The sequence below is a fragment of the Soehngenia longivitae genome (genome assembly GCF_004684055.1).
Taxonomy (GTDB): Bacteria; Bacillota; Clostridia; order Tissierellales; family Tissierellaceae; genus Soehngenia; species Soehngenia longivitae.
The window spans coordinates 122,005-146,272 of record NZ_SRIB01000003.1; the positions used below are offsets into that span (position 1 = coordinate 122,005).

Genomic DNA, 24,268 nt, shown 5'->3' on the forward strand with positions numbered 1-24,268 from the left:
AATCACCTCACAATATATTATAAGTAACTTGACATCATAGGATAATTTTCTTCAGCAACTACGCCACCAATAATAGGATCTATTCCAGAATAAAGGAATGAAGATCTTATAACAGAATCTTGCCCGAATTTAGTTCTTATGTGGTCGATAGATTTGTCTAGAAGTATGTCTTTTTCATTAAAATCTTCAAATAAAGATAATTGAATGAAATCTTCGTCTAAAAGTGATGACAAACTTATTGAGAAACATCTAAGTGGGTTATAATCCCACATTTCTTCGAACAGAGTAGAGGCTGTCTTATATATTGTGTTTGTTGAAGAAGTTGGTATGTGCAATTTTTTTTGATGTGAATAAGAGAAAAATTCACTTGTTTTAAGAGATACCGATATAACATGTGCTCTCATATTTAACTCTCTAAGCCTCATTCCCACCATTTCTGAAATTCCCAAAATAACTTTCAACGCTTCATCTTTAGTGGTTACGTCAAAGGGAAGAGTTGTTGAATTCCCGATTGATTTAACTTTTGATTTATCAGATTTTACATCTGAAGATTCTATTCCATTTGCGTATTCCCAGATTAAAAGACCAGGTTTTTTAAGCCAAGAATAGACATAATTTTTATCCAAATGAGCTAATTCACCTATTGTAAATATTCCTCTGGAATTTAATTTTTTCTTTGTTCTATGACCTATCATAAAAAGATCTTCTACCGGTAAAGGCCACATTTTTTCTGCTATTTCATTATAAAAAAGGGTATGTATTTTATCTGGCTTTGTAAAATCAGAGGCCATTTTCGCTAAAAGCTTATTTGGACCTATTCCTATATTTACAGTAAACCCCAATTCTTTTTTTATCCCTTCTTTCATCTTTTGGGCAGCTTCCATATAGGGTAAATTTCCATTTGAATAATCTAAAAAAACCTCATCTATTGAATAACGTTGAATATTAGGGGAGTAATCAGATAAAAAATCTACCATCGCTTTACTTGCTTTCATATACCTTTCATAATGAGGTTCGACAACTATAAGCTGAGGGCACTTTTCTAATGCACTATATACAGTCTCGCCAGTTCTTATTCCATATTTTTTTGCAGGAATTGATTTTGCCAAGACTATCCCATGCCTTTTTTCTTGATCTCCACCAACTATAGAAGGGACTTCTCTTAAATCTAAATTAGATCCCATTTGTAGATTATAAGCAGCTTCCCAAGAAAGATAAGCTGAGTTTACATCGATGTGAAAAACAATTCTATCATTCATATTAAAAACTCCCATCAGAAATATTATGATTTTATTGTATATGAACAAATGTTCGATGTCAATATATATTTTAAATTATTTAAAAGGGGTATAATTAGAAAGTAAAGAAATAAAGGGAGATGGTGAGATGAAAGTATTTTTAGTTAGAACTGAATTGAGTAATCTTGACAAAGAATATAGTTTAATAAAATTTAGAGAACCCGTAGATTTTGCGTATTTAGCAGGGAACTTAAGAGATTATATAAAGGATAAATGTGAGTTAAAACTCATTGACTTAGCAGTAACAAAAATAAATTTAAAAAGAGAATTACTTGATGAAAAACCGTCTCTTATTGTATTTCAAGGATATTTCGGGCAAGAAAGTACTTTAAATGAACTTAGCAGTTTATCAAAAAATATATTGCCAGAATGCATTACAGCAATAGTAGGAGAGTTATATCCTAACAAAGACTTACCATTTATAGATTTATATTTCAATTCAAATCCTATTGAACAATTTAATGAAACTTTATTGGGTATCGAAGTAGATAGGAGCCTAGAAGAAATAAAAAATAAAGTAGAAAATGTAAATCTTCAGGTTCAAGAAAATATCAATCTCCCAGATAGAAGCATATATAGCGATATAGATAAATATTATTTCTTAAACAATGAAGGTATTATAGAAATTTACACTAGTTTTAGAGAGACTATATACGATAAAGATCTTATTGGCATAAAAAATGGTAAATTATATGATATTAAAGAAATATCTATGCAAATGGACAATGTAGTTTCAAAAGGTATGTACTTTAAGGATTTTGATTTATTTGAGGATGCATTGAGATTAAAGAGTATAGTAAACTTACTTAGTGAAAAAATGGTCAATAAGACATACTATGCTGTTGGAAATTGGCACACGATAAAAGAAAACGAAGAGATCATAGAAAAGTTTGCTCAAATTGGACTAAAAGCTTTAATTATGCCTTTGGAGTTCCCTGAGGATGAAGAAACATGGATTACCATGGGAGAAGTTATAGAAATTTTAAATAAGTACAATGTGGAAATTATAATTTATATAGAAAAAGCTTTAAATGAAGAAGAGGAAGAAACATTGATTTATTGGCTTAAGGAGAGAAAACAAGCCTTAGTCTATTTGGGAAATGATGCATTAGATAAAAATAAAAACATTTATAAAAAGTTATCACTTAAGTTTATTCAATGGATAAGATGGTTTAGCAAAGTAGGATTTAAAGAAACTCAAAGGAGAAGAAAATATTATAAAATTGTGATATGAAATATTTAGATATTTCGTATCACAATTTCATGAGTTACAGGACCTATCATTCTCAGCATAGCGGTCACTCCACAATATTTCTCTTGAGATAATTTAACAGCTTTCTCTATTTTTCTAATATCTAAATCGGTGCCTTTAAATTCATAAATCACATGAAATGAAGTGTATACTTTTGGGTGTTCTTCGGTTGCGGTTGCTCTAACTTTAATTTGTATATCATCGATTTTTACTTTCATTTTATCTAAAATCATCTTTACATCAATCCCAGTACACCCTATGAGGCTTGCTAACATGAGTGCTTTGGGTCTTGGACCAAGATCATTGCCACCATTTTCAACACTTGTATCGATTATTATATCGTGTCCATCGATGTTCATTTTATAGGCAGTATTTCCAATTAAATTTCCAACAACTTCTACTTCTTTCAACATATCAACTCCCAATTAAGTATTTGCATCAGATATTTACCCAATAGGTTATGAGACAAACCTTTCTTTCAAATTTTCTTTATATATGTCAAAAATCTCAGATTCTTTTATATTTAAACTTGGCCTGTCAATTATAATTCTGCCACTATCAAGCATTATTATTCTATCGGAGTATCTTAAAGCATCTCTTATATTATGTGATACCATTAAAGTAGTTATTTTATTTTTTTGTATCAAATCTCTAGTTTTTTCTAATACTAAAGCCGAAGCTTTTGGATCTAAAGCTGCAGTATGCTCATCTAATAATAACAATTTAGGATTCTTCATACATGCCATTATCAGGGATAAACTTTGTCTTTGACCCCCAGAAAGAAATTTTACTTTCTCGTTAATTTTGTTTTCCAAACCAATATTGAAAGATTTTAGAATTTCTATATACCTATCTTTTTTCTGTTTGCGAATGAGTTTATTTAGAGTGAAGTTCTCTCCCTTTTTGTCTGCCAGAGCTAAATTTTCTAAAACAGTAAGATTTAGAGATACAGATTTTGAAGGGTCCTGATGGACTCTACTTATACGTGTTGCTCTTTTTTCTTCAGCTTCATTTGTTATATCAATGCCATTTAATATTATATTTCCATTATCTGCTTTCTCATTTCCAGAAATTAAATTCAACAAAGTAGTTTTTCCACATCCATTTGGTCCTATTATAGCAGTGGTAGTATTTGCTTTTATTTTTAAATTAAATTCATCAAACACAACCAATATATTATCTCTATCAAGATTAAAGCTCTTTTGCAACTTTTTTATTTCCAACATATTTTGTTCCTCCTATCTTAGTTTTTAATTTCTTGATATTTGTCTGAGATGCAAAATTATTATATGAAATAAACAATATAACGATGATTGCACTGATAGCTCTTAAATCTGTTGGATTTAAACCCAGCTCAATAGCTACTCCACCTATGATCTTATATACACATGCACCTAATATTGAACGAGTTGTCAATTTAATTAGTGAAGAATTTTTTCTTATACTGTCGCCAATAATGACTGACGCTAATGCAGTGACAATTATAGAGTTTCCCATGGTGATATCTGCAAATCCTTGATATTGAGCCATTAAACTTCCACTTAGTGCGACAAGACCATTTGAGAGCATAAGTCCCAATGCTTTGAATGAATCACTGTTTTTACCTATTGATTTTACTAAAGTTTCATTATCCCCTGTTGCGATTAGCAAATATCCAATTTCCGTTTTTAAAAATATATCCAATAGTATTTTGATAAAGAGTGCAATCAAAAGAGCTAAAAAAATAGCAGAAGTATTAGAAAATAATGTTTGCTGGTTAAAAAGTGCAACATTGGCTTTTCCATTCAATCTTAAGTTAATAGAATAGAGTATTGTCATCGTTAAGATACCTGACAGTAGAGGTTTTATTTTTAGCTTTATATATAAGAAAGATGTTATGCCGCCAGCTAAAACACCAAACACAAATGACAAAAGCGTAGCAATATATGGGTTGAAACCCGATACCGCAAACTTTGCAAAAACAAAAGCTCCTAGTGAAAAACTTCCTTCTACAGTTAAGTCTGCGATATCTAATATTTTATATGTCAGCATTACCCCCATTGCAAGGACTGCAAATATAAGTCCTTGCTCTATGGATGTTTCCAATAAATTTATCATTACTATAGTCCTCCTTATTTGATACTCACAGCATCTTTGAATACATCATTATTTATATCTATATTTAATAGATTTAAAGTTTGTTCATTGTATACCGTGGATATAGTTTTAGCTTTTTCTACAGGAATTTCTGAAGGCGACAATCCATCGACTAATATTTTTTTAGCCATTGAAGCAGTTTGCTTGCCTAGCTCATAATAGCTGATTCCATTTGTTATTAACAATCCACCTTCCACATGGGCTTCTTCAGCTCCGACAGAAATTATTTTATTCTCATTTAGTTTTTGTGAAATAACAGTTATTGCCGAAGCTATCATATTGTCAGTGATTGCATAAAAACCGTCTATATCTTTTACAAGTGAATCCATAGCTTGAGGGATCTCATTTATATTAGAAACTCCTTTTTCAACTATTTCGAGATTCAATTCTTTAGCTATTTTTTTTGCGTTATCAATCTGAATTTCAGAATTATTTTCACTTGTGTTGTATAAGATTCCTATTTTTTTAATATCAGGATCTAATTTATTAAATATTTCAAGCTGCTCTTTAATAGGACTTTCATCGCTAGTACCTGTGAGATTAGTATTAGGGTTATCTAGAGATTCAACTAATTCACTATAAACTGGGTCAGTCACAGCACTAAAAAGTATAGGTATGTCTTTGGTAGCTTGTTTTGCACTTTGAGCAGCAGGTGTAGCTATAGCATAAATTAAATCTACACCGTCATTTGCAAATTTTTGTGCGATAGATAATGAAGTTGGGATATCGCCTTGTGCATTTTGATATTCTATTTTTACATCAACACCTAATTCTTCAAGTCCATCTACAAAACCTTCTCTAGCAGCATCTAACGCAGGGTGATCAGCTAGTTGTACAATGCCAACAGTAAATTCATTTTCATCATTTGAAGAACTGCAAGATGATATTAGTAAAGCTGAACACAGTAACAATACGATAAATAAGTTTTTTTTCATTTTTAATTCCTCCTTTATAAAATAAAAAATCTCTCGTTCCTATAAAATATATAGGGACGAGAGATATCTCACGTGGTACCACCCAAATTGTGACAATTGTCACCACTCATTTTCAGACCTAACAGTCTTATTCCATGTAACGTTGGAAAAACGAATTTGTCTACTCTAAAATCATTTCAACAAATTAGCTTGGGAGTGTACATTGTTTCAGGATATTATCGGATTCCACCAACCTCCGACTCTCTTTAAATATCTCTTTGAAACACTTCTCTCCTTCAAAGCTTTTATGTATTAAATACATGATAAAGGTATTTTATAGTTTTGTCAAGCTAAATTTATAAATTTTATTATTCTTGATAATATGTTAATATAATATTAAACAAAAAAGAAAGAGGCAGATATTATGGATGAAAAACTGATTAAGGATATTAATTTTATAGTTGAAATTGATAAGATGAAGAGTATTTATAGGAGAACTGAAGTCATAAATGAGAAGAAAAGAGAAGATGATGCCCAACACTCGTGGCATATTGCTATCATGGCTATGGTGCTTCATGAATACTGTGATGAAGAAATTGATTTACTAAAAACTATAAAAATGCTTTTAATACATGACTTAGTTGAGATATACGCTGGGGATACATTTTGTTATGACAAAATAGCAAATGGAGATAAAAAAGACAGAGAAAAAATCGCAGCTGAAAAGATATTTGGCTTATTAGAAGAAGACAAAGGTGAAGAATTTAAAGCTCTTTGGGAAGAATTTGAAGCGATGGAGACCCCAGAAGCTAGGTTTTCAGCATCTATGGATAGACTTCAACCAATGTTAAATAATTACAATAATGGTGGAGGAACTTGGAAAGAATATTCTGTTCCCAAAGAAGATATCTACAAGAGGATTGAGCCAGTAAAATACAGTTCTAAAAAACTATGGGAGTTTGTTTTATACATGTTAGAAGATGCTCAAAAGAAAGGCTACATAATAAAAGATTAGGGTGGATAAAATCAATTAAAATATCAATATTTTATGATAGTAGTAGCTATAATGGGTAAAGGTGTAAAGAGAATTATAAATATCTAGGAGGAGTTTATAATGATTAAAAATAAAAGTTTTTTAATAGCCATATTTTTAATGACAATTCTTTTACTATCAGGGTGTACCAATAATGAGAATGAAGAACTATTAGCTCAGAAAGATGAAGAAATAAATCAATTAAATAAAGAAGTTGAAGAATTGAATAAGAAATTAAAAGATCTGGAACAAGAGTTAGAGGAAACTGATAATATGGATAAATATAAAAACAATGAAGTATTACTAAGAGCATTGGAAACAGTAAACTATCTCAAAAATAAAGATATGGAAGGCTTAGCTAGTGTGGTTCATCCGTTAATGGGTGTTAGATTTACACCATATGAACATATTGATTTGCAAAATGATTTAGTTTTCACAAAGGATAGAATAACTACATTTTTAGAAGACACTCAAGAATATACTTGGGGATCGTTTGATGGCTCAGGAGAACCAATTGTAATGACATTTAGCGAGTACTTTGATAGATTCATATACGATGTAGATTTTGCAAACCCTCATATGATAGGCAATAATTATTCAATTGGAAAAGGGAACAGTTTAAACAATATATCAGAAGCTTATCCAGATGCATACTTTATTGAGTTTCATTTTACCGGATTTGAGCAAGAATATGAAGGTATGGATTGGCGAAGTTTAAGACTTGTTTATGAGAAAATGGATGGAGTATGGTATTTAGTGGGTATAGTTCATGGAGAATGGACGATATGATTACAATAGAATGGAGGAATATCTATGTTAGGTGGTTTTTTAATCGGAATATTTGTAGCTTGGATTCTATCATTCTTTGGCATTGATAGTATGATAATTCAAGGATTGAATGAACTTTTCAAACTAGAAATTACCAGTGCTGGTTATTATACTTTATTTGCGTTGATTGGTCTAGTTGGGGGAGCTATTAAAAATAAGTAATCAAGGTATGGAAAAAGTTTGTTAAAAGTTTAATTTAGTAGTATAATAACTAATGTAAAAATAATTTAAAATAAAGCTTGGAGGATTTCTATGGAAACATATGTAAAATCAGTTGATTTATCTAAAAGATTTGGGGATTACATTGCAGTCAATAAAGTGAATTTAGATGTGAAACAAGGCGAGATATATGGATTTTTAGGGCCAAATGGAGCAGGTAAAACCACTACTATTAGGATGCTTACAGGCACTTTAAAGCCATCAGAAGGAGAAGTCCATATTTGCGGGTTGCCTCTTAGAGATAGGGAATTAGAGATAAAGAGAATGATAGGTGTTATTCCAGACGAACCTAAACTATATGAAGGCTTGAGAGGAAATGAATTTTTAGATTTTATAATTGGGATATACCAATTAAATAAAGACGATATAATTCCAAAGATAGAAGAACTGTCCAGTGCATTTGGGGTAGATTATTTAAATGACTACATTGGTGACTATTCTCATGGGATGAAACAGAAGTTAATGCTCATTTCTGTACTTATGAGAGAACCAAAAGTTATGTTTTTAGATGAACCCACAGTGGGTTTAGATGCAAGATCAGCTAGGCTATTAAAAGATTTGCTCACTAAAACAGCTCAAAAAGGCTCTACTGTATTTATAACTACGCACGTGTTGGAAATAGCTGAAAAGATGTGCGACAGGATAGGGATTATTAATGAAGGGAAATTGATAGCAGAAGGGAACTTAGAAGAATTAAGGTTGTTGAGTAAAGAAGGGAACACTAGCCTTGAAGACCTTTTCTTAGAATTGACGGGTAATGAGGATGTCGTTGACATAGTGGAGGCGCTTTAAAATGAGAGAATTTCTACTATTAAATAAATACGCATCAAAAGTTACAAAACCAAATAAAAACAGTAAGATTAATTTCTCAGGCATATTAGGATGGATTATAACTATAATTGTAATGCTTTCTTTAACTATTCCTTTAGGATTAGTTTTTTATCAAATAGGGAAGGCTTTGATTATTCCACTAACTAGCCTCGGCTTAAATTATGATGGATATTTATTTGACATTTATATGTTTATTTACCCACTTACACTAGGCCTAATGTCAGTATTGACACTAGTTCCAAGTATGGTGTTTAACATATACGAATCCGAAGATTTAGAGTTTTTATTTACATTGCCAATTAGAAAATCAAGTATTTTCATATTTAAGTCAATCATGGGGCTTTCAATGGGCATGATTCCGCTTGCCATGCTTGTCGTGATCGGAATAGTATATGCAATATTAATCGAAGCAAATATAATTCTTAGTGTAATGGCAATATTACTTTTTATATTACTTTTGTTATTTTTATCGCTATTATTAGGTTCGGTTTTTGCTAGAATAATGACAAAATCGAGTGCTAAAACCATTTCACAAGTATTTTTATATGTTAGTATAATCGGTTATGTAGTGATAATGAATTTAATGCCAAGACAGATAAATGCTTCACCTGAAGAAACATTAAATAGTTTTAATTCATTTTTTGGAATTATCCGTGGAGAATATTCGTATTTATTGCCGATAAACTGGTTTATGTATTTAACAAGTTTAGATCTAAAAACAATAGGTCTAGTATCACTATCTATAGTTATTATGGGATATTTTATATATAAGAATTCCAACCACTTTGCATTGGAAAGTGGCAGAGGAAAAGCTAAAGTTGCAAAGGGAGTTAATGTTTCAAGACACCCTGTGATAAATAAAGAACTTAGATTAACTTTTAGAAATCCTCAAAATTTATTTGGAATTGCGTATGCAATTGTATTTCCTGTAATTATGTTGTTAATAAACAAACAGTTTATAAGCGGGGCTATGTTTGTGGCTTTATTTGCTTCGATGTATACGTCAAATTTAAGTATGCAATTGATGAGCGTAGAAAGAAAAACATGGCCACTTACAAGGCTTTTACCTGTTGATGATGGTTTCGTATTAAAAGTTAAAGCTATGATACCTGCTGCAATTTACACATTAGTATATCTCATAGTTTTAATTGTTGCATACTTTGGAATAGGTCTAAATCCAATCATGTTTTTAAGCATCATTCCGATGATTTCAGTACTGTTATTTTCGTCCTATTTTGGGCTATATATATTTTTAAAGGACCCAAACAGAGACTCCAATGGGCCAGCAGTAAAGCTTAGTTTTAGAGAAAGTGTTTCAATACAATTCACATCCTTTTTATTTGGATTAGGTTCGATAATACCATTTGTTATGTTAGACTACATAAATGAAAATTCAAAAATATGGTTTAAAATGATTGCTTGGTTTGGACCTTGGATAATTTTGATAGCTACAGTAGCTATTACAACTAAAACTGTAAAATCAGCTAAAAAAGCCCTGCAAAATTGGGAATGATTTTAGTAGCCAAAAATAACTATTGATAATTATCCTAAACTATGATAATTTAATATAAATAAATACCTTTAAACTAATCCAGAGAGGTTAGAAAGGAGAGCGGATAAGCCTTCTTTTAAATTGATAGAAGGCTTTTATTCTAGCGCATCCTTCAGGTAAAAAGGAGGAAAAAAATGTTAAAAGGAAGAAATCTTGTAGATCCAGAAGACTTTACTTTAGAAGAGCTAGAAAGTATTTTTGAATTAACTCAAGAGATAATTGAAAATGAAAAGGATTTTAACGATGTTTGTCGTGGGAAAATCCTAGCTACTCTATTTTATGAGCCTAGCACGAGAACCAAATTTAGCTTTGAAGCTGCCATGCTTAGATTAGGCGGCCAAGTAATCGGTTTTTCGGAGCCAGGCTCTTCTTCTGTAGCGAAGGGAGAGAGTTTAGCAGATACATTAAGAACAGTTGGAGCTTATGCAGATATAATTGCGATGAGACATCCAAATGAAGGTGCTCCAATTCACGGAATAGAGTATTGTCCAGTTCCGTTGATAAACGCAGGAGATGGTGGGCATCAACACCCTACTCAAACGTTAACTGATTTATTCACTATATTAGATGCACATAAGAGATTGAATAATCTCACAATTGGTTGCTGTGGAGACTTAAAGTTTGGCAGAACCGTACATTCACTTCTTAAAGCAATGTCTAGATATGAAAATGTAGACTTTTTCCTAATCTCACCTCATGAATTACAAATCCCAGATTACTTAATGAATGAATTAAAAAGAAAAAATATAAAGATACATGAAGAAGAAAGACTCGAAAATGTCATAGACAAATTAGATGTGCTTTATATGACAAGAGTCCAAAAAGAAAGATTTTTTAATGAAGCAGACTATGTTAGGTTGAAGGATAGTTATATATTGGACTTAGAAAAATTAAAGAATGCAAAAGAGAACTTAGCAATATTGCATCCACTCCCAAGAGTAAATGAAATAAAAATAGAAGTGGATGATGACAAAAGAGCTTGGTATTTTAGACAAGTTAAAAATGGAATGTACGTAAGAATGGGACTTATTGCAAAACTTTTGGGGGTAAGATAAATGTTAGAGATCACTAGTATAAAAAAGGGAATTGTTATAGATCACATAAAACCAGGAATGGGATTAAAAATATTTGAATATCTAAAATTGGATAAAGCAGATTACACTGTGGCTCTTATAATGAATGCTTCAAGCCAAAAATATGGAAGAAAGGACATAATAAAGATCGAAAACACTATCGATATAGATTTAAATGTATTAGGCTTTTTAGATCCTAACATTACTGTAAATATAATCGAAAATGAAGTAATTATCGACAAAATTAAGTTGGCTATGCCTGAGTATGTTGAGGATATAATAAAATGTAAAAACCCTAGATGTATAACTACTGTAGAAAGAGAAATAACACATAGATTTAAGTTAATAGATCAACAAAATGCAACTTATAAATGCGTATACTGTGATCATATATACAAATGGGAGTAATTTAAATGCTTATAAAAAATATACGACTGGTTGATAAAGAAAAAGATTTTTTTACAGATGTATTGATAAAAGATAATAAAATAGTTAAGTTAGGTGAGTCGATAGAATCAGAGGATGAAGAAGTCATAATAAACGGCAAGGAACTTGTGCTGATGCCATCGTTTATAGATTTACATGCACATTTTAGAGACCCAGGCTATGTTTACAAAGAAGATCTTTTAAGTGGAAGCAGGGCTGCAGTTAGAGGTGGGTTTACTTATGTAAATCTAATGGCAAATACGAATCCAATATGTTCTGATGAAAAAATTGTCTCATATGTGTTGCAAAAGGCCAAAAATATTGGACTGATCGATGTCAATCAGACTCTTTCCATAACCGAAAACTTTGATGGAGTCTCTCTCAACCATCTAGATCATATTTCTAAAGCTATCAAAGTAATATCTGATGATGGGAAGGGGATAAAGAGTTCTAGAGTTATGTATGAAGCACTCATAAAAGCAAAAGAGAAAGACTTAGTAGTACTGATACATGCTGAGGATGAAGAAATATCAAAGATAGACTATAGATTAGCAGAAAACTTGGAGACAATAAGGGATATATATATAAACAAAAAAATAAATGCTAAGTTACATTTAACCCATGTGAGCACAAAAGAAGCTATCGAAGAGATTGAAAGAGCAAAGGGCAAAAATGACAATGTAACATGCGATGTGACGCCTCATCACATCGCACTTTGGGATAATGATTATAGAGTAAACCCACCTATTAGAGAAAAAGAAGATGTAGATAGGCTAATAAAAGCTATAAAAGATGGTGTAGTAGATGCAATAGCAACTGACCATGCACCTCATAGTATAGAAGACAAACAAAAAAATGCTCCAGGAATGGTGGGCCTAGAGACTGCATTTAAAGTAGCATATACCACTTTAGTAAAATCAAAATGCATTGATTTAAAAAGATTATCATGTTTATTAACTTATGGCCCAGCCAGAATTTTAAATTTAGAATATGGAATACTACAAAGCGGGAGTAAAGCAAACTATGTAATCGTAGATTTAGAAAAAGAATCTGTTGTAAACTCAAATGATTTTTATTCCAAATCAAAGAACACTGCATTTGATGGCATGAAGTTCTATGGAGAAATATTAATGACAGTTAAAGATGGAGAAATAAAATACCTTGATGATGCTTTTAAAAAGGAGAGATTTTGTGATAATTGAGAAGCTTTATAATAGAGTTGAAGAAAAAGGATGTGTATGCGTAGGACTAGATACTGCTATTGACTATATACCAGATCAAATTAAAAACAAGTATCAGGACATCGATGAGGTTGTATTTCAATTTAATAAAAGGATTATCGATGCTACTTATGACATTGTAAGCACATATAAATTACAAATAGCCTATTATGAGGCTTTAGGGATCAAAGGATTGATCGCTTACTCAAAGACTTTGAAATATCTAAAAGCAAATGACCTTATTTCGATAGGGGATATAAAAAGAGGAGATATAGCAACTACAGCGATTATGTATAAAAGAGCACATTTTGAGGGTGATTTTGAAGCCGACTTCATAACTTTAAACCCATATATGGGATTTGACAGCATCATGCCTTATTTAGACAATATAGCAAATGGTGACAAGGGCGTATTTGTGCTTCTTAGGACTTCAAACCCAGGTGCCAAGGATATCGAATACTTAAAGTGCGAAGATGGTAAAGAAATTTATTATCATGTAGGAGATAAATTATATGAATTATCAAATCAATATTTATCCTCGTGTGGATATTCACCGATAGGTGCAGTAGTAGGTGGGACACATATTGATGAAGCAATAGAGATAAGAAACAGATATGAAAATATGTTTTTCTTAATCCCTGGGTATGGAGCTCAAGGAGCTAAAGGAAATGATGTGAATCTGTACCTTAAAAATGGGAATGGCGGAATAGTTAATTCCTCGAGAGGGATAATAACAGCACATAAAGGCAAAGAAGATGAATATGAGAATTTCAATCAACATATTAGAAAAGCAGTCTTTGATATGAGGGAGGATATTGGTTTTGAAAGAAGGTAATATTGAGTGTAATGTCATAGACAATAGAGAAATTGCTAACAACATATATAAGATAACTTTACGAGGTCATGTTTTAGGAAATCCAGGTCAATTTTATATGGTTAGAGCTTGGAACGGTCTTGATCCTTTCTTATCAAGGCCTCTAAGCATATCTGATATTCAAGATAAACAAATTAGCTTTGTATATGAATTAAGAGGGAAAGGCACGAAAGAACTAGCTTCAATTAAAACTGAAGAATTAGTTCAACTGACAGGTCCACTCGGAAATGGGTTTACTGTGAATGAAAATTTGAAATCTGCAGTAGTCAGTGGTGGAATAGGCATAGCTCCAATGATTTATTTACTTAAAAAATACCACAAAAACATGGATATGTATGCTGGCTTTAGAGCAGAACCTTACCTAATTGATGAATGTCTTGCTCATTCTAATAATTTATATATAGCATCTGAAGAAGGCTTAGGTTGGCACAAAGGACTTGTTACAGAACTGATAAACGTTGATGATTACGATGTGATTTACGCTTGTGGGCCAGAACCTATGTTAAAAGCAATAGCTAAGATGGCACAAAATAAAACTATGCTTTATGTATCAATGGAAAACTATATGGCTTGCGGGATAGGAAGCTGTTTAGGATGCACAATTCAAACAAGAGATGGGATGAAGAGAGTTTGCAAAGATGGGCCAGTTTTCGACGCAAAAGAGGTGTATTTTTATGAATAGCACTGTAGAGTTTTTAGGAATAAATTTTAAAAATCCTGTAATTGCAGCCTCGGGAACTTTTGGCTATGGAAAAGAGTACGATGAATACTTTGATATAAGTATATTAGGCGGTATATCAACGAAAGGTTTGACACTACATGAAAAAATAGGAAACCTTGGAAGAAGAATATATGAGACTCCTTCAGGGCTTATGAACAGCATTGGTTTACAAAACCCAGGCATCAATAGATTTATAGAAGATGAACTTCCCTTTTTATTGAAAAAGGACATCGTAATATTAGCAAATTTAGGTGGCGACAGTATTGAAGAATATGTTTTAGGGGCTAAAAAGTTAGACGAAACTGATATACCTATCATAGAACTCAACATATCCTGCCCTAATGTAAAAGAAGGTGGAATGGCATTTGGGATTGATGAAAAAGTAGCCTATGAAGTTGTTAAAGAAGTGAGAATGGCGACAAAAAAGAAACTAGTTGTAAAACTTTCACCAAATGCTAAAGATATTTCTAAAATGGCACAAGCTTGTGTAAAAGCAGGAGCTGACGCATTGTCATTAGTTAATACTTTCAACGCACTTGCGATTGACATAAATAAAAGAAAGCCAATATTTAATAACATTACAGCTGGATTATCAGGACCTTGTATTAAACCCATAGCGCTTAGGATTGTGTATGAAGTAAAAAAAGCAGTAGATGTTCCGATCATAGGCATTGGTGGAATAATGGACTATGAGGATGCAATTGAGTTTATCATGGCTGGTGCTACTTTAATACAAGTGGGTAGTGCAAATTTTAGAGACATATACGCCTCAAAGAAGATTGTAGAAGGAATTGAAGAATTTATGAAGAAAGAAAAAATAAGCAATTTAAAAGAAATCACAGGGATAATTGGAGGTAAATGATGGAAATATTAGATTTATTAATTCAAACTGGTGCTATATTAGAAGGCCATTTTTTATTGTCATCAGGTAAACACAGTGACAAATATGTTCAATGCGCAAAGCTACTTCAATACCCAGATAAAGCTGAGATTGTAATAAAAAAAATCGTAGAAAAAATAAAAGATCTAGATATTGATGTAGTGGTTGGACCTGCAATGGGTGGAATAATTGTAAGCTATGAAATTGCAAGACAACTTGGCAAGCCATCTCTATTTACTGAGAGAGAAGATAATATAATGAAATTAAGAAGAGGTTTTGAGATTGAGAAAGGGCAAAAAGTGCTTATCGCAGAAGATGTAATAACAACTGGGAAGTCATCATATGAAACTATTGAAGTAATTGAGAGCTTAGGAGGGGAAGTAATTGGAATTGCAGCTATAATCGACAGAACGGTCGAAAAAATTAACTTACCCTTATATTCTGCATTAAAGTTAGATGCAACAGTATATGATGCAGATGAATGCCCCTTATGTAAAGCTGGTTTAGCGCTAGTAAAACCTGGCAGCAGAAAGTTTAAATAAAATTAATAGTTTAAAAAATAACACCTCTTTAAATTTAATAAAATAGGTGTTATTCTATTACTATGGAGATGATTTTATGCTAACAGGAATAGATATAGTAAAAAATGAGAGAATAGAAAAAATTTTAAAAGAAAATAAAGATGCATTTTATAAAAGAGTTTTTACAGAAAATGAGCTGAACTATATAAAAGCGAAAAAAGAATCTACAGCAACTATAGCTGGACTATTTGCTGCAAAAGAAGCAATTTCCAAAATGATTGGAACTGGCATAGGAGAAATTTCATGGAAAGACATAGAGATAAAACACAATAGTCTAGGTAATCCGTTTATATCTTTGAATAATAAACTTAGATTAATATTTAGTATGTTGGGAGTTGAAGATGTAGACATATCAATTTCAAATGAGAAAGATTATTCAGTAGCTGTGGCTGTAGCTTTAACAAATAAAAGTTCTAAAGTAGAAATACCAATTAATATGCCCTATCGATTAAATGAAAGGAAGCTGGAATCACACAAAGGAGATTATGGGAAAATCGGAATTATTGCTGGATGTATTGGAATGACAGGCGCTTTATATTTATCAGCTTATTCCGCTTTAAGGAGTGGAGCTGGGCTAGTCTACGGATTAGTCAATATGCCTTTATTAAATATAGCTAATATTGTTCCAACGGAGGCGATAATTGTAGATATCGAAAGTTATGTATTGAATAAAATAGACATCAACGAGTTTACGACAATGTTAGTAGGTCCTGGGATGGGAATTGGTTATAAACAAAAGACCTATACTAATTATTGCATAAATAATTTTAAAAACACACTAATAATCGATGCAGATGGTTTAAATAACATCTCAGATGATATCGAAATTTTTAACGAAAGGATTGGGAAAACTATAGTCACGCCACATCCTGGAGAAATGTCTAGATTGATAAAAAAAGACGTAAAATATATAAATCAACATAAAGAAGAATGTGCAGTTGATTTTTCAAGAGAAAGAAATGTAATTACAGTATTAAAAGGGCATGAAACAATAGTAACAGATGGCAACTCTGTTTATAAAAACTATTCAGGAAATCCTGGTATGGCAACAGCAGGAAGTGGCGATGTCTTATCTGGGATAATCACATCTTTTGTTGGGCAGGGATATAATCCTTATGATGCTTGTGTAATGGGGGTATATGTGCATGGGCTAGCTGGTGATTTAGCTAAAGAAAAGTATGGAGAATACGGAATGACAGCAAGAGACATTATAGAATTTTTGCCCAAAGCAATTAATTGTATAGTAAAATAATATTGTACTGGAGATGCATGATATGTTAACAAATCACAGAGAAACATTTCTTGAAATCAATTTAGACAATGTAGAACATAACTTCAATGAAATAAGGAAAATAGTGAATGACAGAACTATAATAATGCCTGTAATTAAAGCTAATGCTTATGGTCATGGCTCAGTAGTATTAGCTAAAAAATACTTGCAAATTGGCGCAACTAGATTTGCGGTGTCCATATTAGATGAAGCAATTGAACTTCGAAGAGAAAATATAAATGTTCCTATTTTGCTTCTAAATTATACTAACCCTAGAAGATACGAAGAAGTTTTATCGTATGACCTAATTCAAACGATATATAGATATGAAGATGCAAGGGAATTATCTAAAAAAGCTATGAATCTAGGGAAAGCCGCAAAGATACACATAAAAATAGACACAGGGATGGGCAGACTAGGTTTTTTACCAACGGATGAATCTATCGACGAGATACTAAAAATAAGCACTCTTCCGAATATAAGCATAGAAGGTATATTTACACATTTTGCAAAAGCAGATGAAAAAGATAAGACAGAGACAATTGAGCAATTTAATAAGTTCATTAAAATTGTAAACAACCTAGAGCAAAGAGGTCTATATATTGAGCTTAAGCATGTTTCAAATTCTGCAGCAATAATCGATTTACCTGAATTTAATTTAGATTTAGTAAGACCTGGAATAATTCTCTATGGACTTTATCCTTCAGATGAGGTAAATAAAGATAGGATTAATTTAAAACCAGTCATGACTCTTAAGTCTGTGATATCAAATGTAAAAAATGTACCAACACATACTGGAATTAGTTATGGACACAAATTTATAACAGAAAAACCTTCAAAAATTGCAACAATTCCTATTGGATACGCAGATGGGTATACAAGGTTATTATCTAACAAGAGTAAAGTTTTTGTTAATGGTCACTTAGCGAATGCAGTAGGCAATATTTGTATGGATCAATTTATGATAGATGTCACAGAAATACAAGATGTAAATATTGGAGATGAAGTTGTATTATTTGGAGACAAAGAAGAAGGATATCCTCATGTTGATGAAATTGCAAAATCAATAGGTACAATTAATTATGAGATTACATGTATGATGAACAGAAGAGTACCGAGAGCATATGTTGAAAATGGAGAAATTGTTGAGATTGTAGAGTATTTGACAGACTGAACTATTGACATAGTTTTTAATAAAGATATATAATCATCATGTAACATTATTTAAATATCTCTAAGCCGATAAGGGAGGTGGATTTCATGGCACAAGTTAATTTTAGACTTCCAGTAATATTGAGCGAAAGTGACATCATGTTTAGACAGCTACAATATTTGTGTAATAACGGTTGCAAATGTAAAAAATATCAAGAATTTGTAAAAGCTTATGAGGAAGTCAGCCAAATCAACTTAACCCTTGCAGAAATAGGCATTGAGGAGGATATGATTGACTTGATGTATTACGAAATGAACTTGGGGCATAGATTTTTATGATAGTAAAAAGAGGAGAAATATATTATGCGGATCTTAGTCCTGTGGTTGGCTCAGAACAAGGCGGAGTAAGGCCTATACTTATAATACAAAATGATGTTGGAAATAAATATAGTCCTACTGTTATAGTAGCAGCGATTACATCTCAAATAAATAAAGCGAGGCTTCCTACACACGTTGAGATTACTGCACAAGATTTTGGGCTACCAAAGGACTCTGTAGTGTTATTAGAACAAATTAGGACTATTGATAAAAAAAGGCTTAGAGAAAAAGTGGGAAAATTCGATGACGAAATGATGGAAAAAATTGATACGGCACTTAAGATAAGTGTTGGACTTGATAATTATTAATAAATACATATTTTAGCAATAATAAGCACTTAGAAATTTTAAAGTGCTTATTATTTTTGCTTATTTATAGTATAATGAAGGTTGACAATTAGTTGATAATTTATAGTGAGGTGTTTTTTGAATGAAAATAAAGAAAAGATTAATCATATTTGGGATGACCGGAATAATTGTTGGTACTGGATTATTTATGAGTTTGGGTGATGCCAATAGCTTTGCAAGTGCTGGTTTAGAAACTGACCCATTGATAACTTTAAGTTACTTAGAGCAAAGAATTTCAGAAGTAAAGAAATATGTTGATGATAAGATAAGTAGTTTAAATAACACTAGCTTAAATAATTTAGTAGTAATAGAACTTAAAAACGGGCAAAAGATAATTGGCAGAGAAGGAACAGAGTTTATATTGAGAAGTGGAAAAGCTATTGCAAAAGTTAGTGATTTAGGAGGAATATCAGACGTTACAGATGGTGTTGACTTAAAAGAAGGAGAAAATATCCCTAGAAATCATCAACTGATCATTCCAAGAGATGATGGTAGAGGTCTAGTTATAATTGAAGATTCAACCTTCGTCTTAGTCAGAGGTGAATATATAATTGAATGAAAATAAAATACATTACGAAGTAAAAATGACAAGTGAAGTTTCAAAAGAAGATGAGCTATCATTTTTAAAACTCTTCAACTTTATTTTTAACAAAAATATGAGTAGCTCATGGTTTGATTGGAAATACAGGAAAAATATTTATGGTGATTCAATTCACGTGTTTTGCTATGATGATACAAATTTAATTGGAATAAGATGTTTCTGGAGAAATGATTTAAACAATCAAATTGCTTATCAACCATGCGACACTGCTGTCTCAGAAGAATATCGCAAAATGGGGATATTTTCTCAGATGAGTAAATTAGCTCTAGAAAAAAGCAAAGGTTCTTTTATTTATAATTTTCCAAATGAAAATTCACTCCCAGGTAATTTAAAACTCGGGTGGCAAATATATAAAAAGAGGTATTTAAGCTTAAACGTTAATAAAGGTGACTTGGACAATAAAGTAGATTATATAGATGAAGACTATTTAAAATGGAGATTTGCTAACAAACCAAACACTAAATATTACTATTCAAGTGGAAAAGAAGTATCATATTTGCTATTAAAGAGAAAAAATGGCATTTATTACTATTTAGGGAATTTCAATCCAGCATACAATGATTATTTTGAGAAAACAAATCTTGGAATCATCCTTAAGTATGTAGATAAAGAAACATTATTTTATAAGTTATTTAAAAAAAATAGCATTACAGTGTTCTATGATAATAGGTTAGAAAAAAAAGATTTCCCTGCTATTCCTATGAATAAAGCAGACTATTTTTAGATGAAGGTGATAATTTGAATAAGAGTAAAATAAAAAAAATACTCAAAAAACCAATGAGCATAGTAAATAGAATTTACACCAAATATGTATATTTTAGATGTCCTAAAAAAGACATCTACGATGTAGATCATCTTATGGAGTTAAATGATAAAGTTATTGTATTTGCGCCACATGTAGATGATGAGACAATAGGTTTAGGAGGCACTTTGTTAAAATACAAAGAGAAGTTAAGTGAAGTGTATATTGTATATATAACAGATGGAAGTGGAGCAACTACAGATTTAAACGAAGATGAGCTAATAAAAGTAAGGAAAAATGAAGCGCAAACACTTAAAGAAATTTATGGAATTAGAGATATTATTTATCTGGATTATAAAGATTCCAAAGTGAACTATAGAGATGACAAATTAATTCGCGACATCAAAGGAGTTGTTGAAGACTTAAACCCTACTATCATATACATGCCATTTTTAATAGACTCACATATAGATCATTACAATACTTCAATAGCTGTTTTAAAAGCATTAGAAAACATAGATAATATTGATAAAAAAAATATAAAAATACTGTGTTATCAAGTCAATAGTCCAATCATGCCTGAACTTATAACCAATATAACAGCTCTTACTAAGGAACAATTTGAAAACAAAAAAAGAGTTTTCAGAGTTTTTACTTCCCAATGGGCTATGGGATTTGATGTATTTATTTTACTTGATGAAAGGCAGAAAATTTATTATAAAAAAGGCGTAGCCGCAGAAGTATTTGTTAAGGCAGACCTAGATTCACTAGCTAAAGCTTCAAAATACCTTATAGAGAATAACTACAATCCTTTGGACTATGTACAACTTAGCGGTGAATTCAATTTGATTAAAGCGTTCAGGAATAATAAGGATAAAAAGAAAGAGTTTAGCAGAAAAGTTAATGAAATTCTCTTCGGAGAGGAGGGAGGCTCTAATAAAATGAGCCATTTAACTTGAAAGTACTACATTTAATCAGTGGAGGAGATAGTGGAGGAGCAAAAACTCATATTATATCTCTGTTAAAAGGCTTAAGCAAATCGATAAATGTTAAATTGATATGCTTTATAGAAGATTCATTTTATCAAGATGCTCTAAAAGAGGGAATAAACATTGAAGTTTTTAGGCAAGATAAGAGATTTGATTTGTCTGTGGTTGATAGATTAGTAGCAGAAATAGAAAAAGAGAATTATGATATAATCCACTGCCATGGCGCAAGAGCTAACTTCATAGCTACATTTTTAAAAAGAAAAGTAAATAAACCATTTGTTACAACAATTCATAGTGACTATAAGCTGGATTTTAAAGACAATTTCTATAAAAGGCTAGTATACACAAATCTAAATAGGATTAGCTTGAAAAAATTCGATTATTACATCGCTGTTTCAGATACTTTTAGAAATATGTTGATAGATAGAGGCTTTAGACGAGACAAGATTTTTGTAACATATAATGGTATTGATTGTGACAAAGGAGAGCATTTTATATCTAAAGAAGATTTCTTAAATAGATATGAAATCAAATATGATAAAGATGATGTGTTTGTGGGTATTTTAGCTAGGCTAGATAAAGTAAAAGACCACGTTACATTTTTAAAAGCTGTAAATGAGGTATTAAAAAAGCACAAAATTAAAGTCTTAATTGCTGGAGAAGGGCCTGAAAAAGAAGAAATTGAGAAAATGCTAAAGGAGTATGGCATAGAGAAAGATGTTTATTTATTAGGATATGTAAATGATGCATATTCTTTTATAAATGCAATTGACATAAATTGTTTGACTTCTGTAAGCGAGAGTTTTCCTTACACAATCCTAGAAGGAGCCAAATTTAAAAAACCTGTAATAACAACAAATGTAGGCGGTATAAACAAACTTGTTAAAAACGGAGTAAATGGATTTCTGATAGAAGTAGGTGATTACTTAGAATTAGCCGATAAAATAGTCTACTTAGTTGAAAATGAAGAAGAAAGGACTAAAATGGGGCAAAGACTACATGCTGATGTTTGTGAAAAGTATTCGTACAATTCTATGGCACAGAATCACATAAAGATTTATAATCATATTTTAAGCTCTTCCCCAAAAGTCCTAATGTCAGGTTATTTTGGATTTGACAACAGCGGAGATGATGCAATACTCAAGGCCATAGTCAATGATTTGCTTGATTATGACAATGATTTAAAAATTAAAGTTTTATCTAATAACCCTGATAAGACCGAAAAAATGTGTGAAGTATTTTCTGCTAATAGATTTAAAATAAGAGAAGTTATTTCTTCAATTAAAGAAACAGACTTATTGATCAGTGGTGGAGGAAGTTTGCTGCAGGATATAACTTCTACAAGATCCCTTTTATATTATTTAGCTTTGATGAAATTAGCGCTCATGTTTAAAAAATCAATTTTTGTATATGCAAACGGGATTGGACCTATCAATAAGAAGATGAATAGAATTCTAACACGCAAGATTCTCAACAAAGTAGACTATATTTCATTAAGGGATAATTTATCTAAAGAATACTTAGAAGAATTGGGAGTAAAAAACAATAACATAAAAGTTACTGCAGATCCTGTATTTACACTCAAAGCAACTGATGAAAACTTAGTGAAAGATATATTAAAAAATGAAAAAATACCAATAGACAAGCCAATCGTAGGTATTTCAATAAGAAGATGGAACGATGATCAAAAAGTGTTAACAGAATTTAAAAAGACAATAAATTATCTGATAAACACTAAACAAGTAAATGTCATTTTAATACCAATGCATTTTAAGGAAGATATCGAAATAAGCAATCGCTTATTAGAATTGACAAATTTAGAAGGATGCTTTATCCTTAGAAATGAATATCCTGTAGAAAATATATTAAGCATAATTAAAAAAATGGACTTAATCATATCCATGAGATTGCATACTTTGATATATGCAGCATCTCAAGTAACGCCCATGATTGGCGTTGTTTATGATCCAAAAGTAGAAGGATTTTTGAAGGAAATGGAGTATGATTATTATGTCGATTTAAAAGACATAAAATCAGAATATCTAATTGATTATATCGAAGAAATATACACTAATAAACAAACAATAGTAAACAAACTGTCAGAAAAAAGGGAAGATTTAATGAAATTATCTAAAGAAAATGTTGAATTAGTCTACAGCTTGTTGGGAAGGTGAATGGATGAGAAAAGTAAATTTCTTTGGAATAAATGTTGAAAATACAACTCTAGAGGATATCAGCAAAGATTTAGAAAATGCATTGTTAAACAAGAAAAAAACAACTGTATTCACGCCAAATACTGAAATAGTTATGATGGCAAAGAAAGACGAAAGTTTAATCAAATTAATAAACTCTGCTGTCCATGTTATACCAGATGGAATAGGTTTAATCTATGGAGCCAAGTTAAAAAACATAGAATTAAAAGAAAGAGTCACCGGCTATGATACATCCATAAAATTATTAGAAATTGCTAATAAACATGGCTTAGGGCTATATCTTCTAGGGGGAAAAGCTGGAGTAAGTAAAGACGCATTTGAAAACATATTAAAAAAATATCCCAATATCAGATTGTGTGGGTATCATCATGGATATTTTAGTGGTTCACACACAGGAAATGATAATTCTTTAGAAGAACAAGAAGTAATTGAAGACATAAATAGATCTAAACCTGATATAATATTTGTTGGATTTGGATTTCCTAAACAAGAAATATGGATAGATAAAAACAAGGATAAGATTAATGCTACAGTTTTGATAGGAAATGGCGGAGTGATTGATGTACTCTCAGGGAGAGTAAATAGAGCGCCTGACATATTTATTAAATTAAATTTAGAATGGTTTTATAGATTAATTAAAAACCCTTCTAGAATAAAGAGACAAATATACTTACCCATGTTTTTAATTAAGGTAATATTTGATAAAAACGCTATAAACGAGTTAAATTAGGAGGAGAT

At 31.2% G+C, this 24,268-nt stretch carries 27 protein-coding genes and 1 other annotated feature; of the genes, 22 read left to right on the plus strand and 5 right to left on the minus strand.

Going from position 1 to position 24,268, the window contains the following annotated elements:
- Nucleotides 1-17: 17 nt before the first annotated feature.
- Nucleotides 18-1,259, minus strand: a complete 1,242-nt coding sequence (locus E4100_RS03380) for a Y-family DNA polymerase (protein ID WP_135270634.1) — start codon at nucleotides 1,257-1,259, stop codon at nucleotides 18-20.
- 127 nt (nucleotides 1,260-1,386) lie between these two features.
- On the opposite strand from E4100_RS03380, the gene E4100_RS03385 reads away from it, so the two are divergent.
- Nucleotides 1,387-2,532, plus strand: a complete 1,146-nt coding sequence (locus tag E4100_RS03385) for a hypothetical protein (protein WP_135270635.1) — start codon at nucleotides 1,387-1,389, stop codon at nucleotides 2,530-2,532.
- Nucleotides 2,533-2,537: 5 nt separating this feature from the next.
- On the opposite strand, the gene E4100_RS03390 is transcribed toward E4100_RS03385, so the two are convergent.
- Genes E4100_RS03390 through E4100_RS03405 form a run of 4 tightly spaced genes read right to left on the minus strand, consistent with a single transcriptional unit; the run spans nucleotide 2,538 to nucleotide 5,621 of the window.
- Complete coding sequence (locus tag E4100_RS03390) at nucleotides 2,538-2,960, minus strand: OsmC family protein (protein ID WP_209315243.1); 423 nt, start codon at nucleotides 2,958-2,960, stop codon at nucleotides 2,538-2,540.
- Nucleotides 2,961-3,008: 48 nt separating this feature from the next.
- A complete protein-coding gene (locus E4100_RS03395; RefSeq protein ID WP_135270637.1) occupies nucleotides 3,009-3,776 on the minus strand; it encodes an ABC transporter ATP-binding protein in 768 nt (255 codons plus the stop codon).
- Nucleotides 3,742-4,647, minus strand: coding sequence for an ABC transporter permease (locus E4100_RS03400; RefSeq protein ID WP_135270638.1), 906 nt, complete (start codon nucleotides 4,645-4,647; stop codon nucleotides 3,742-3,744). Before E4100_RS03400 ends, E4100_RS03395 begins: the two co-directional genes overlap by 35 nt.
- 14 nt (nucleotides 4,648-4,661) lie before the next feature.
- A complete protein-coding gene (locus E4100_RS03405; protein WP_135270639.1) occupies nucleotides 4,662-5,621 on the minus strand; it encodes an ABC transporter substrate-binding protein in 960 nt (319 codons plus the stop codon).
- 49 nt (nucleotides 5,622-5,670) lie between these two features.
- Nucleotides 5,671-5,909: a binding site (T-box leader), on the minus strand.
- 115 nt (nucleotides 5,910-6,024) lie between these two features.
- Between E4100_RS03405 and E4100_RS03410 the strand changes: the two genes are divergently transcribed.
- The 21 genes from E4100_RS03410 (at nucleotide 6,025) to E4100_RS03505 (ending at nucleotide 24,260) form a co-directional block, all read left to right on the plus strand.
- Entirely contained in the window at nucleotides 6,025-6,615 is a 591-nt protein-coding gene (locus tag E4100_RS03410) for an HD domain-containing protein (RefSeq protein ID WP_135270640.1), read from the plus strand.
- Between the two features lie 99 nt (nucleotides 6,616-6,714).
- A complete protein-coding gene (locus tag E4100_RS03415; RefSeq protein WP_209315244.1) occupies nucleotides 6,715-7,422 on the plus strand; it encodes a hypothetical protein in 708 nt (235 codons plus the stop codon).
- Nucleotides 7,423-7,446: 24 nt separating this feature from the next.
- Nucleotides 7,447-7,623, plus strand: a complete 177-nt coding sequence (locus E4100_RS09285; RefSeq protein ID WP_167792064.1) for a hypothetical protein — start codon at nucleotides 7,447-7,449, stop codon at nucleotides 7,621-7,623.
- Nucleotides 7,624-7,713: 90 nt separating this feature from the next.
- Nucleotides 7,714-8,472, plus strand: a complete 759-nt coding sequence (locus E4100_RS03420) for an ABC transporter ATP-binding protein (protein ID WP_135270641.1) — start codon at nucleotides 7,714-7,716, stop codon at nucleotides 8,470-8,472.
- A gap of 1 nt (nucleotide 8,473) precedes the next feature.
- Nucleotides 8,474-10,024, plus strand: coding sequence for a hypothetical protein (locus E4100_RS03425; protein WP_135270642.1), 1,551 nt, complete (start codon nucleotides 8,474-8,476; stop codon nucleotides 10,022-10,024).
- Between the two features lie 173 nt (nucleotides 10,025-10,197).
- Nucleotides 10,198-11,118 carry an aspartate carbamoyltransferase gene (gene pyrB / locus E4100_RS03430; RefSeq protein ID WP_135270643.1) on the plus strand — a complete coding sequence of 307 codons (921 nt, stop codon included), beginning with the start codon at nucleotides 10,198-10,200 and terminating at the stop codon, nucleotides 11,116-11,118.
- Nucleotides 11,119-11,544 (plus strand): aspartate carbamoyltransferase regulatory subunit, encoded by a 426-nt coding sequence (locus tag E4100_RS03435; RefSeq protein WP_135270644.1) that lies wholly within the window; start codon nucleotides 11,119-11,121, stop codon nucleotides 11,542-11,544.
- Nucleotides 11,545-11,549: 5 nt separating this feature from the next.
- A complete protein-coding gene (locus tag E4100_RS03440; RefSeq protein WP_135270645.1) occupies nucleotides 11,550-12,764 on the plus strand; it encodes a dihydroorotase in 1,215 nt (404 codons plus the stop codon).
- Complete coding sequence (gene pyrF / locus E4100_RS03445; protein WP_135270646.1) at nucleotides 12,754-13,617, plus strand: orotidine-5'-phosphate decarboxylase; 864 nt, start codon at nucleotides 12,754-12,756, stop codon at nucleotides 13,615-13,617. Before E4100_RS03440 ends, pyrF begins: the two co-directional genes overlap by 11 nt.
- Nucleotides 13,604-14,338, plus strand: a complete 735-nt coding sequence (locus E4100_RS03450) for a dihydroorotate dehydrogenase electron transfer subunit (RefSeq protein ID WP_135270647.1) — start codon at nucleotides 13,604-13,606, stop codon at nucleotides 14,336-14,338. The genes pyrF and E4100_RS03450 overlap by 14 nt, the downstream gene beginning before the upstream one ends.
- Nucleotides 14,331-15,239, plus strand: a complete 909-nt coding sequence (locus E4100_RS03455) for a dihydroorotate dehydrogenase (RefSeq protein ID WP_135270648.1) — start codon at nucleotides 14,331-14,333, stop codon at nucleotides 15,237-15,239. Before E4100_RS03450 ends, E4100_RS03455 begins: the two co-directional genes overlap by 8 nt.
- Nucleotides 15,236-15,799, plus strand: coding sequence for an orotate phosphoribosyltransferase (gene pyrE / locus E4100_RS03460; RefSeq protein ID WP_135270649.1), 564 nt, complete (start codon nucleotides 15,236-15,238; stop codon nucleotides 15,797-15,799). The genes E4100_RS03455 and pyrE overlap by 4 nt, the downstream gene beginning before the upstream one ends.
- A gap of 76 nt (nucleotides 15,800-15,875) precedes the next feature.
- Complete coding sequence (locus E4100_RS03465) at nucleotides 15,876-17,090, plus strand: NAD(P)H-hydrate dehydratase (protein WP_135270650.1); 1,215 nt, start codon at nucleotides 15,876-15,878, stop codon at nucleotides 17,088-17,090.
- A gap of 22 nt (nucleotides 17,091-17,112) precedes the next feature.
- Nucleotides 17,113-18,282 (plus strand): alanine racemase, encoded by a 1,170-nt coding sequence (alr, locus tag E4100_RS03470; RefSeq protein ID WP_135270651.1) that lies wholly within the window; start codon nucleotides 17,113-17,115, stop codon nucleotides 18,280-18,282.
- A gap of 86 nt (nucleotides 18,283-18,368) precedes the next feature.
- A complete protein-coding gene (locus E4100_RS03475) occupies nucleotides 18,369-18,599 on the plus strand; it encodes a hypothetical protein (protein WP_135270652.1) in 231 nt (76 codons plus the stop codon).
- The gene (locus E4100_RS03480) at nucleotides 18,596-18,946 is read left to right on the plus strand and encodes a type II toxin-antitoxin system PemK/MazF family toxin (RefSeq protein ID WP_135270653.1); all 351 of its coding nucleotides are present in this window, start codon (nucleotides 18,596-18,598) and stop codon (nucleotides 18,944-18,946) included. Before E4100_RS03475 ends, E4100_RS03480 begins: the two co-directional genes overlap by 4 nt.
- A gap of 121 nt (nucleotides 18,947-19,067) precedes the next feature.
- A complete protein-coding gene (locus E4100_RS03485; RefSeq protein WP_135270654.1) occupies nucleotides 19,068-19,544 on the plus strand; it encodes a hypothetical protein in 477 nt (158 codons plus the stop codon).
- Complete coding sequence (locus E4100_RS03490) at nucleotides 19,537-20,310, plus strand: GNAT family protein (protein ID WP_135270655.1); 774 nt, start codon at nucleotides 19,537-19,539, stop codon at nucleotides 20,308-20,310. The genes E4100_RS03485 and E4100_RS03490 overlap by 8 nt, the downstream gene beginning before the upstream one ends.
- A 14-nt stretch (nucleotides 20,311-20,324) precedes the next feature.
- Nucleotides 20,325-21,287, plus strand: a complete 963-nt coding sequence (locus tag E4100_RS03495; protein WP_135270656.1) for a PIG-L deacetylase family protein — start codon at nucleotides 20,325-20,327, stop codon at nucleotides 21,285-21,287.
- Nucleotides 21,284-23,491, plus strand: a complete 2,208-nt coding sequence (gene csaB, locus E4100_RS03500; RefSeq protein ID WP_135270657.1) for a polysaccharide pyruvyl transferase CsaB — start codon at nucleotides 21,284-21,286, stop codon at nucleotides 23,489-23,491. The genes E4100_RS03495 and csaB overlap by 4 nt, the downstream gene beginning before the upstream one ends.
- A gap of 4 nt (nucleotides 23,492-23,495) precedes the next feature.
- A complete protein-coding gene (locus E4100_RS03505; protein ID WP_135270658.1) occupies nucleotides 23,496-24,260 on the plus strand; it encodes a WecB/TagA/CpsF family glycosyltransferase in 765 nt (254 codons plus the stop codon).
- The last annotated feature ends 8 nt before the right edge of the window (nucleotides 24,261-24,268 follow it).

Bases quoted from the DNA above. Each gene is read 5' to 3' on its own strand.
- E4100_RS03505 (WP_135270658.1), top strand. From the start codon at position 23,496: ATGAGAAAAGTAAATTTCTTTGGAATAAATGTTGAAAATACAACTCTA.
- E4100_RS03385 (WP_135270635.1), top strand. From the start codon at position 1,387: ATGAAAGTATTTTTAGTTAGAACTGAATTGAGTAATCTTGACAAAGAA.
- E4100_RS03435 (WP_135270644.1), top strand. From the start codon at position 11,119: ATGTTAGAGATCACTAGTATAAAAAAGGGAATTGTTATAGATCACATA.
- E4100_RS03475 (WP_135270652.1), top strand. From the start codon at position 18,369: ATGGCACAAGTTAATTTTAGACTTCCAGTAATATTGAGCGAAAGTGAC.
- E4100_RS03455 (WP_135270648.1), top strand. From the start codon at position 14,331: ATGAATAGCACTGTAGAGTTTTTAGGAATAAATTTTAAAAATCCTGTA.
- alr (WP_135270651.1), top strand. From the start codon at position 17,113: ATGTTAACAAATCACAGAGAAACATTTCTTGAAATCAATTTAGACAAT.
- E4100_RS03440 (WP_135270645.1), top strand. From the start codon at position 11,550: ATGCTTATAAAAAATATACGACTGGTTGATAAAGAAAAAGATTTTTTT.
- E4100_RS03400 (WP_135270638.1), bottom strand. From the start codon at position 4,647: ATGATAAATTTATTGGAAACATCCATAGAGCAAGGACTTATATTTGCA.
- E4100_RS09285 (WP_167792064.1), top strand. From the start codon at position 7,447: ATGTTAGGTGGTTTTTTAATCGGAATATTTGTAGCTTGGATTCTATCA.
- pyrE (WP_135270649.1), top strand. From the start codon at position 15,236: ATGATGGAAATATTAGATTTATTAATTCAAACTGGTGCTATATTAGAA.
- E4100_RS03425 (WP_135270642.1), top strand. From the start codon at position 8,474: ATGAGAGAATTTCTACTATTAAATAAATACGCATCAAAAGTTACAAAA.
- E4100_RS03405 (WP_135270639.1), bottom strand. From the start codon at position 5,621: ATGAAAAAAAACTTATTTATCGTATTGTTACTGTGTTCAGCTTTACTA.
- E4100_RS03480 (WP_135270653.1), top strand. From the start codon at position 18,596: ATGATAGTAAAAAGAGGAGAAATATATTATGCGGATCTTAGTCCTGTG.
- E4100_RS03485 (WP_135270654.1), top strand. From the start codon at position 19,068: ATGAAAATAAAGAAAAGATTAATCATATTTGGGATGACCGGAATAATT.
- pyrB (WP_135270643.1), top strand. From the start codon at position 10,198: ATGTTAAAAGGAAGAAATCTTGTAGATCCAGAAGACTTTACTTTAGAA.
- E4100_RS03410 (WP_135270640.1), top strand. From the start codon at position 6,025: ATGGATGAAAAACTGATTAAGGATATTAATTTTATAGTTGAAATTGAT.
- E4100_RS03465 (WP_135270650.1), top strand. From the start codon at position 15,876: ATGCTAACAGGAATAGATATAGTAAAAAATGAGAGAATAGAAAAAATT.
- E4100_RS03380 (WP_135270634.1), bottom strand. From the start codon at position 1,259: ATGAATGATAGAATTGTTTTTCACATCGATGTAAACTCAGCTTATCTT.
- E4100_RS03395 (WP_135270637.1), bottom strand. From the start codon at position 3,776: ATGTTGGAAATAAAAAAGTTGCAAAAGAGCTTTAATCTTGATAGAGAT.
- E4100_RS03415 (WP_209315244.1), top strand. From the start codon at position 6,715: ATGATTAAAAATAAAAGTTTTTTAATAGCCATATTTTTAATGACAATT.
- E4100_RS03420 (WP_135270641.1), top strand. From the start codon at position 7,714: ATGGAAACATATGTAAAATCAGTTGATTTATCTAAAAGATTTGGGGAT.